The sequence below is a fragment of the Streptomyces sp. NPDC089915 genome (assembly GCF_040684675.1).
GTDB lineage: Bacteria > Actinomycetota > Actinomycetes > Streptomycetales > Streptomycetaceae > Streptomyces.
Window position 1 is genome coordinate 1 of sequence record NZ_JBFBGN010000208.1, and the last position, 8331, is coordinate 8331.

Here is an 8331-nt window from a genome sequence, read left to right on the forward strand (position 1 = left end):
CCGCCCCCGGGGCCGGGCTGGTCTGCCTGCTGCGCCCGCCCGGAGCCCCCGAGGACTGCTACGACGGCCTCGCGCGCGGCCGGCGCGGACGGCGGGCCCTGCTGTCCGTGGCCCCGGCGGCCACGGCCGCCCTGACCGCGCTGGCCCCGGCGCTGGCCGCCGGGGAGTCCGTGGTGATCGGCGCGTACCCGGGCGCGGAGGACCTCGCGCACGAGGTCGCGGGCCGGGTGGCCGCCTACGGCTGGGGCCGCCCGCCCGTCGCGGTCGCCGCCACCGACCGCGACCTCGCCGCGGCCCTGACCGCCGCCGGCCGCAAGCGGATCTAGGCCGTCTCTTCCGGTCCTTGCCCCGCCCTGACCGGCAAGGGCCGGAAGCGGCGCCCTAGTCGCTTTCAAGCGGTCCTCAGACGGATTCCGAGCGCCGGCGCGGACGGTGGGAACCCTGCCGCCCGCCGGGACGCAGCGCAGAGGGGAGCAGAGCCGTGCCGACACCCGACCTTCCGGAACTCCCGCACCTGCCGCTGGACGGGCTGCTGCGCCGCGCGGCGCTGCGGGCCCCCGGGGCCCCGGCGCTGCGCGTGGGCGGGCAGACCCTCACCTTCGGCGAGCTCGACGCCCGCGCCGACCGGATCGCCGCCTACCTGGAGTGCTCGGTGGGCCGGCGCGGGGCCCGCGTGGCCGTCGTGAACACCCTCGACGCCGAGTTCGCCGCCGCCTACTACGCCACCGTGCGCAGCGGGAACACCGTCGTCGTCCTCAACCCGCTGCTCTCACCGGCCCGGACGGCCAAGGTGCTGGCCGCCGCCGGCGCCGAGCTGGCCTTCGCGCCCCGGGCGGCCGCCGAGGCCCTGTGCGCGCTGCCCGACAAGCCGGAGAGCCTGTCCCTGGTGCTGGTCACCGGCGCCGACGACGGCGGCCCCGTCACCGGCGCGGCCGTCCCGCTGGACCTCGTCCTCGACGCCGTCGCCCCGGCCGCCGGGTCCGCCGCCCCCCGCGCCGCCGTCGCCGTGGACCTCGGCGCGGAGGCCTGCGTGCAGTTCACGACGGGCACCACCGCCAGCCCCAAGGGCGTCCGGCTGACCCACCGCGCCCTCGTCGCCAACGCCGTCCAGACGGCCCTCGCGCACCGCCTCGGCGAGGACTCCGTCACCCTCAACCACCTGCCGCTGTACCAGCCGATGCACCTCAACTCGGCCGTCTACGCGGGCGCCTGCCAGGTCCTGTGCCCCGACCCCGACCCGCTCGCCTCCTTCGCCCTCGCCGCGGAGGCAGGCGCCACCCACTACTACGGGCTGCCCGCGCGCCTGCACCGGCTCGCCGCCGACGAGCGGCTGCGCGACGGCGCCGCCCTGCCCGCCGGACCCCGGCTGACCGCCGTCCTGTCGGGCGGCAGCGCCCTCAACCCGGCCGCCGCCCGCACCCTCGCCGAGCGGCTCGGCGTCCCCGTCGTCCAGGGCTACGGCATGACCGAGCTGTCCCCGCTCACCCACTGCCAGCGCCCCGACGGCACCACCGGCAGCGGCTCCGTCGGCGCCCCCGTGCCCGGCACCGAATGCCGCGTGGTCCACCCCGACACCGGCGTCCCGCTGGCCCCCGGGGAGAGCGGCGAGGTGCAGGTGCGCGGTCCGCAGCTGATGGCCGGCTACCTCGGCGGCGAGGAGCCGCCCGCCGGTCCCGACGGCTGGTTCTCCACCGGCGACGTCGGCCGGATCGGCCCGGGCGGGGAGCTGTTCCTCGTCGACCGGCTCGGGGACGTCTTCCTCCACGACGGGGAACTCGTCTCGCCCAGCGCCGTCGAGCGGGTCGTCTGCTCCGACCCCCGGGTGGCCGAATGCGCGGTCGTCGGCTGGCCCGACCCCGTGCACGGGGCCGTCACCTGGGCCGGCGTGGTCCTGCGCGACCCGGGGGCCGACCCCGGGGCCGTGCTGGAGGAGATCGCCGCCCGCGCCAACGAACGCCTCGCGCCGTACGAGCGGATCCGGCGGGTCGAGGCCATCGACGCCGTCCCGCGCACCCCCGTCGGCAAACCCGTACGGGGCGTGCTGCGCACCGGGGTCCGCACCCGCGCGGCCGCCGAGGCGACCGTCTGACGGCACCCGCCGACGCCACCCGCCACCGCCTTCCCCGTCCCTGCCACCGACCCCCGTCAAAGGAGCGCCCGTCATGGTGACCTTCGTCAACAAGCTGAACGTCCACGGCGACCTCGTACGCTTCCTCGACGCCAAGGACCGCCTCACCCGCTTCGTCAGCGCCCAGCCCGGCTGCGTCAGCCACCAGACCCTGCGCCTGGTCGGCACCGCCAACTTCTTCGTGGAACTCTCCGTCTGGGAGGACACCGCCGCGCACCGCGCCGCCGTCACCAGCGAGGCCTTCCGCGAACTGGCCCGGGAGCTCGCCGTCCTCGCCACCCGCGAGCAGGGCCTGTACGAGACCCTCCCCGAGCCTTCCCCCGCCACCGCCGCCTGACCCGGGCCGCCGGCCCGGCGCCCTTCGCCACCCGTCCGGCCCCCCCCGCCCGCCCCCCGTCGGGCGGCGGGCCGGGCCCGTGCCGGGGCCCGGAGGTGGTGAAGGAGGCCGCCTCCGACACCCGCGCGCCCCCGCGCGCCCGGTGCCCCCGTACGCGACGGGATGTCATGCTGCGAGGGGCGACGGACCGTTCCCCCCCCGCACCCCCCGACGACACCCGGCCACCAGCCCGGGCGTCCCCCCGACTCCTCCTCGACCGGCACCGGAGCCCACCCCCGCCCCGGTCCCGCGCCCGCGCCGGAGAATCCCGTGGCCGCGTGGACCGAACCCGCGAGGACCGGTGATCCGCAACCGACGACGAGGAGAGACATGCGCTCCGAGCTGCTGGCCGACGGCCCCGGCCGGGACATCGCCCGCCGGGCCCGCAGGAACCGGCTCACCCGGGCCGCCCAGTGGTTCGCCGGACTCGAAGCCGACCCGTACGGCCTGGTCCTGCGTGCCGGCACCGGCGAACCGACCGCCGCCGAGGAGGCCGTCCGCGCCCGCGGGCCGCTCCACCACAGCCCCCTGACCGGCACCTGGGTCACCGCCGACCGGGCCGTGGCCCGGGAGGTGACCGGCCACCCCGCCTTCGACGCCCCCGGCCCCGCCCCCGAGGCCCACGGCGGGGACCCGCCCCCCTTCCGCAGCGCCGTCCTCGGCCTCGACCGGGCCGCCGCCGCCCGGCTCGCCCCGCTCACCGCCTTCGGCGGACCGCTGCTGTGGGCCGACGACGCCGCCTGTGTGGAGAAGCGGGCCGCCACCTGGTCCCGTACGGTCCTGGCCGCGCTCGGCGACCGCTTCGACCTCGCCGAGGACTTCGCCCGCCGGCTGACCGGCCCCGTCCTCGCCGAACAGCTCGGCCTGCCCGAGGCCGCCCACGAGCGGTTCACCCGGCTGCTGCCCGACTGCCGGCACGTCCTCGACGCCCCGCTGTGCCCGCAGACCCACGCCGCCGCACGGGCCGCCGAGGCCGCCGAGGGCGCCATGGCCGGCCTGCTGCGGGAAGCCCTCCACGCGTCCACCGCCGACACCGTGCGCGCCGCGACGGCCATGGCGCTCAGCGCGGCCGAGCCGACCGCCGTCCTCATCGCCAACGCGGTCCGGCTGCTGTTCGACGAGCCCGGCGGCTGGCGGCGCCTGGCCGCCGACCCCGAACGGGCCGGGGAGGCCGTCGCGCACGCCCTGCGCACCGCGCCCCCCGTCCGGCTGGAGTCCCGGACCGTGCGCTCCGCCGTCACCCTCGCCGGCACCGGACTCCCCGCGGGCGCCCGCGTCACCGTCCTCGTCGCCGCGGTCAACCGCGATCCGCTGGCCGCGCCGGACGACCCGCCCCTCGGCCTCTGCACCGACCTCCACTTCGGGCTCTCCGCGCACCTGGTCGAACCCGTCGCCCGCGCCGCGCTGCGCACCCTCGCCGAGACCCTCCCGGGGCTGCGCGCCGACGGGGACCCGGTCACCCGGCTGCGCTCACCCGTCCTGCGGGCCCCGGCCTCCCAGCCGGTGGCCGCCGGCCCGTTTCCCGAATGGCGCGGTTGATCCGAAAAAGGGTCGCTGTGTACCGGCCCGGCTGCGAAACTGACGGGCCCCGGCAGTGCGTCCGCTCGTCCGGGCCCAGGAGGCAACCATGACCGATACACCGGAAGACCAGCCCGCCGCGGCCGAGCCCGACGGCAAGGAGAAGTTCCGCGAGGCCCTGGAACGCAAGGCCCGGGGCGCCCGCGCCCAGCAGGCCCATCACGAGGGCCGTCTGAAGATCAAGGGCTCCAGCGGGCCCAACGGCCAGAGCCGCACCTTCCGCCGCAAGTCCGGCTGAAATGGGCCGTGCCACCGGATTTCCGAAATCCGGTGGCACGGGGCGAAGGGGCGGCGGTGCTACGCCGCGGCGTCGGCCGGCTGCTTCGCGCGGGGGGCCGGGGCGGCCGCCGGGGACGGGGCCGCGGCCGGCTTCGGGCGCGGGATCGCCAGGGCGAACAGGGCGCCCGCGAAGACCACCGCGACCGCCACCCAGATGTCCGGGACCAGACCGTCCACGAACCGCTGCTGCCCGCCGAAGTCGCCCTGGGCGGCGAAGACGCTCGCCAGGACCGCGATGCCGAGCGCTCCGCCCAGCTCACGGACCGTGGTGTTGGCGCCCGAGGCCTTGCCCATGTGCTGCGGCTGGACCGAGCCCATGACGACCGTGGCCGTCGGCGCGAAGACCAGGCCCATGCCCGCGCCGGCCAGCACGAACGGGCCGACGAACGCCCAGTCGGAGGTGCCGACGCCGACCACCAGCGCGAACCAGGCCAGGCCCACGCCCGAGATCGCCAGGCCCAGCGCCATCAGACGGCCCGCGCCGACCTTCGCGGCCAGCTTGCCGGCCTGCGGGGCGATGAACATCGGCATGACGGCCCACGGCAGCGTCCACAGGCCCGCCGTGAACGCCGAGTGGCCCAGGCCCGTCTGAAGGTACTGGGCGATCAGGAACGTGGCGCCGAACATCCCGAAGTAGACGGCCAGGGAGACCACGTTCGACAGGGTGAAGGCGCGGATGCGGTAGAACGACAGCGGCAGGAGCGGCGCCTCGGCCTTCCGCTCCCAGGCGATGAACGCCGCGAGGAGGACGACGGCCGCCGCGAAGGCCGCGACCACCGGGGCGGAACCCCAGCCCTTCTCGTGGCCGTTGACGATCGCCCACACGAGGGAGACCACGCCGGCGCAGGCCAGCACCAGACCCAGCAGGTCCAGCTTCACCGGAGCGCCACGGCTCTCCGAGACGGCCTTCAGGACCAGCGGGATCGCCACGACGCCCACCGGAACGTTCACCCAGAAGATCCACTGCCAGTCGAGACCGGAGGTGATCGCACCGCCGATCAGCGGCGACAGGGCCACGGCCAGGCCGCTGATGCCGCTCCACAGGCCGATCGCCGCGCCCCGCTTCTCCGCCGGCACCGCCATCGCGAGCAGCGTCAGCGACAGCGGCATGACCGCGGCCGCGCTCATGCCCTGCAGCGCGCGGAAGAGGATCAGGGCCTCCGTCGAGGAGGACAGGGCGCCGCCGACCGACGTCAGGGCGAACACGGCGATGCCGGTGACGAAGACCCGCTTGCGGCCGAAGCGGTCGCCGAGCGCGGCCGCCGCCAGCAGCAGGCCGGCGAAGCCCAGGATGTACGCGTTGGTGATCCACTGGAGGTCCTCGACCGAGGCGCCCAGTTCGGTGCGGATCGAGGTCAGCGCGTTGGTCACCATCAGGTTGTCGAGGGCCACCATGAACATCGGCAGGGACACGGCGAGGATGAGCGTCCCGAACGAGGGACGCGCTGGCGTACTGCTCAACTGATTCTCCAAGAGGGGTGGCGGGTCACACGCGGGCCGGCAGGGCGAACGCGGCCAGGTCTTCGGCCAGGGCCGCGGTCACCGCGTCCCGCTGCGCGTTGAGGTAGAAGTGGCCGCCCGTGAAGGTGCGCAGGCGGAAGGCGCCGTCCGTGGCATCGGCCCAGGCCCGGGCCTCGGCGGCCGTCACCTGCGGGTCGGCGTCGGCGGTGAGCACGCTGACGGGGCAGCGCAGCCGCGCCCCGGGCCGGTGCGCGTACGTCTCCACCGCCGTGTAGTCGCCGCGCAGGGTCGGCATCACCATCGCGGCGATGTCCGGGTCGGCGAGCAGGGCGGCGCTGGCGCGGTCCAGCCGGACGACCTCCTCGATCAGCCCGGCGTCGTCCCGCAGGTGGACCGTCTCGTGGCGGACGGTGGCCGGGCCCCGGCGGCCGGACACGACCAGACCGAGGACCCGGTCCCCGTCCGGTCCGGCCTCCAGCCGCCGCGCGGTCTCGTAGGCGAGCGTGGAGCCCATGCTGTGGCCGAAGAAGACCAACGGGCCCTCCACGCAGGAGGACAGGACCCCGGTGATCTCGTCCGCGAGGGCGTGCAGGTCCGTACGGACCGGTTCGCCGCGGCGGTCCTGACGGCCCGGGTACTGGAGCGACAGCACCCGCACCCCGGGCGACAGGGCCTCGGAGAGCGGGTGGTAGTAGCTGGCGGCCCCGCCCGCGTAGGGGAAGCAGACCAGGGTGGGCCCGTCGCCGGGGGCCGGGTGGTACTGCCTGAGCCACAGGTCGCGCAGGTCCTGGGGGTCCGCCATGGGGGAGGGTCCGTTCTCTCGTCCGGTCGGGGGCGGCGCGCACCGCCCCCGTCGGCTCCTACGGCACCAGCCCCCGCTAGCCCCCCGCTTGAGAGACGCTGGGAAAACCCTCAGTTCCCGCCCTCGTGCGGCCGCAGCACGTCCCGCAGCACCCCGCGCGGCAGGCCGCGCAGCCGGCGCTCGCGGGGGTAGCCGATGGACACCTCGTCGAAGCGGACCCCGTCGTGGTAGGTCGTCCGGGGGATGTGCAGGTGCCCGTACACCACGGACGCCGCCCGGTAGCGCAGGTGCCAGTCCGCGGTGAGGGTGGTCCCGCACCACTGCGCGAACTGCGGGTAGCGCAGCACGTCGGTGGGCTCCCGGACCAGCGGGTAGTGGTTGACGAGGACGGTCGCCAGCGCCGGGTCCAGCGCGTCCAGGCGGGCCGCCGTCTCCGCCACCCGGGCCCGGCACCAGCTGTCCGCGTCCGGGTACGGGTCGGTGTGCAGCAGGAACTCGTCCGTGCACACCACCCCCGACTCGTGGGCGGCGGCCAGGGACTGCTCCTTCGTCAGCCCCGGCGCCCGGAACGAGTAGTCGTAGTGGACGAACAGCGGGACGACGGCCACCGGGCCGCCCTCCCCCTCCCACACCGGGTACGGGTCCTCCGGGGTCAGCACGCCCAGACCCCGGCACAGCTCCACCAGGTACCGGTAGCGGGCCTCCCCGCGCAGGGAGACCTCGTCGTCCTTCGGCGTCCACAGGTCGTGGTTGCCGGGCGTCCACACCACCTTCGCGAAACGGTCCCGCAGCAGTCCCAGCGCCCATTCGATCTCGGACACGGTCTCGCTGACGTCCCCGGCCACCAGCAGCCAGTCGTCCGGGGACCGGGGCACCAACTGCTCCTCGACCAGCCGCCGGTTCTCGGCGTGCACCACGTGCAGGTCGGAGACGGCGAGGAGCCGCCCGGGCGCCGCCATCAGCGGGCCGCCCCGCGCAGCCAGCCGTCGACGGCGGCCGCGGCCGCGCCCGCGTCGGAGCCCAGCAGCGAGAAGTGGTCGCCCGCCACCTCCGCCACGTGGTCGGCGTACTCCCAGCCGGCCGCCGCCGAGGCCGCCGACGCGGACGCGCGCACCAGCAGCGTCGGCGCCGCCGCGGGCTCCGGCGCCCAGTCGGCGAACACCCGCAGATGGCCGCCCATCGCGAGGAACCGCGCGTCGTCCGGCACCCCCAGCGGGCCGTCCTCGTCGAGGAGCCGCTCCGTCAGCACCGCCAGGCCGTGCAGGCCCTCGGTACGCGCGTACGTGTCGAGCAGGACCACCGCCGCCGCCTCCCGGCCGATCTCGATCAGCTCCCGGGCCACGGCGTGGGCGATCCAGCCGCCCGAGGAGTGCCCCAACAGTACGGGCCGAGGCTGACCCGCCGCGTCCGCCGCCTCGGCGACGGCCTCGGCCTGGGCCCGTACCAGCGCCCGCCGGCCGCGCGGCAGCACCGCCTCCCCGGCGAACCCGGGATGCGCCAGCACCGTCAGGCCCCGCCCGCCGGCCAGGGCCCCGGCCAGCGCCAGGTACTCGCGCGGACCGGAGGCCGCGCCCAGCGAGGGGAACGCGAACAGGCCCGCCGCGCCCTCCCACTGATGGCGGCGGCCCAGCTGGGCATCACCCTGTGCACCCTGGTGCTGGGCGTCGTGGCCGAGCCGGCCATCGCGCACCTGCTGGGCCCGCTGCT

Annotated in this window: 8 protein-coding genes and 1 pseudogene; 5 read left to right on the forward strand and 4 right to left on the reverse strand. The window is 76.4% G+C overall.

Annotated elements, in window-relative coordinates; all coding sequences use genetic code 11:
* The 5 genes and pseudogenes from AB0O29_RS33070 to AB0O29_RS33090 form a co-directional block, all read left to right on the forward strand.
* A pseudogene (locus tag AB0O29_RS33070) lies at positions 1-326 on the forward strand (peptide synthase condensation domain-containing protein); the annotation flags it as partial.
* Between the two features lie 155 nt (positions 327-481).
* Positions 482-2089 carry an AMP-binding protein gene (locus tag AB0O29_RS33075; protein WP_365159266.1) on the forward strand — a complete coding sequence of 536 codons (1608 nt, stop codon included), beginning with the start codon at positions 482-484 and terminating at the stop codon, positions 2087-2089.
* 73 nt (positions 2090-2162) lie between these two features.
* Positions 2163-2465 carry an antibiotic biosynthesis monooxygenase family protein gene (locus AB0O29_RS33080; RefSeq protein ID WP_365159268.1) on the forward strand — a complete coding sequence of 101 codons (303 nt, stop codon included), beginning with the start codon at positions 2163-2165 and terminating at the stop codon, positions 2463-2465.
* Positions 2466-2834: 369 nt separating this feature from the next.
* Positions 2835-4043 (forward strand): hypothetical protein, encoded by a 1209-nt coding sequence (locus tag AB0O29_RS33085; RefSeq protein WP_365159271.1) that lies wholly within the window; start codon positions 2835-2837, stop codon positions 4041-4043.
* An 88-nt stretch (positions 4044-4131) separates the two neighbouring features.
* Positions 4132-4320 (forward strand): DUF5302 domain-containing protein, encoded by a 189-nt coding sequence (locus AB0O29_RS33090; protein ID WP_365159273.1) that lies wholly within the window; start codon positions 4132-4134, stop codon positions 4318-4320.
* A gap of 59 nt (positions 4321-4379) precedes the next feature.
* Here the strand turns inward: AB0O29_RS33090 and AB0O29_RS33095 are convergent, their stop codons facing one another.
* The 4 genes from AB0O29_RS33095 to AB0O29_RS33110 all read right to left on the reverse strand — a co-directional run bounded on the left by AB0O29_RS33095 (position 4380) and on the right by AB0O29_RS33110 (position 8254).
* The gene (locus tag AB0O29_RS33095) at positions 4380-5822 is read right to left on the reverse strand and encodes a DHA2 family efflux MFS transporter permease subunit (RefSeq protein WP_365159276.1); all 1443 of its coding nucleotides are present in this window, start codon (positions 5820-5822) and stop codon (positions 4380-4382) included.
* A 25-nt stretch (positions 5823-5847) separates the two neighbouring features.
* On the reverse strand, positions 5848-6624 hold the full coding sequence (locus AB0O29_RS33100) for an alpha/beta fold hydrolase (protein WP_365159279.1): 777 nt from the start codon (positions 6622-6624) through the stop codon (positions 5848-5850).
* Between the two features lie 110 nt (positions 6625-6734).
* On the reverse strand, positions 6735-7583 hold the full coding sequence (locus AB0O29_RS33105) for a metallophosphoesterase (protein WP_365159282.1): 849 nt from the start codon (positions 7581-7583) through the stop codon (positions 6735-6737).
* Positions 7583-8254, reverse strand: a complete 672-nt coding sequence (locus tag AB0O29_RS33110) for a thioesterase domain-containing protein (protein ID WP_365159286.1) — start codon at positions 8252-8254, stop codon at positions 7583-7585. The genes AB0O29_RS33105 and AB0O29_RS33110 overlap by 1 nt, the downstream gene beginning before the upstream one ends.
* Positions 8255-8331 lie beyond the last annotated feature (77 nt).

Bases quoted from the DNA above. Each gene is read 5' to 3' on its own strand.
- AB0O29_RS33080 (WP_365159268.1), top strand. From the start codon at position 2,163: ATGGTGACCTTCGTCAACAAGCTGAACGTCCACGGCGACCTCGTACGC.
- AB0O29_RS33085 (WP_365159271.1), top strand. From the start codon at position 2,835: ATGCGCTCCGAGCTGCTGGCCGACGGCCCCGGCCGGGACATCGCCCGC.
- AB0O29_RS33090 (WP_365159273.1), top strand. From the start codon at position 4,132: ATGACCGATACACCGGAAGACCAGCCCGCCGCGGCCGAGCCCGACGGC.
- AB0O29_RS33100 (WP_365159279.1), bottom strand. From the start codon at position 6,624: ATGGCGGACCCCCAGGACCTGCGCGACCTGTGGCTCAGGCAGTACCAC.
- AB0O29_RS33105 (WP_365159282.1), bottom strand. From the start codon at position 7,583: ATGGCGGCGCCCGGGCGGCTCCTCGCCGTCTCCGACCTGCACGTGGTG.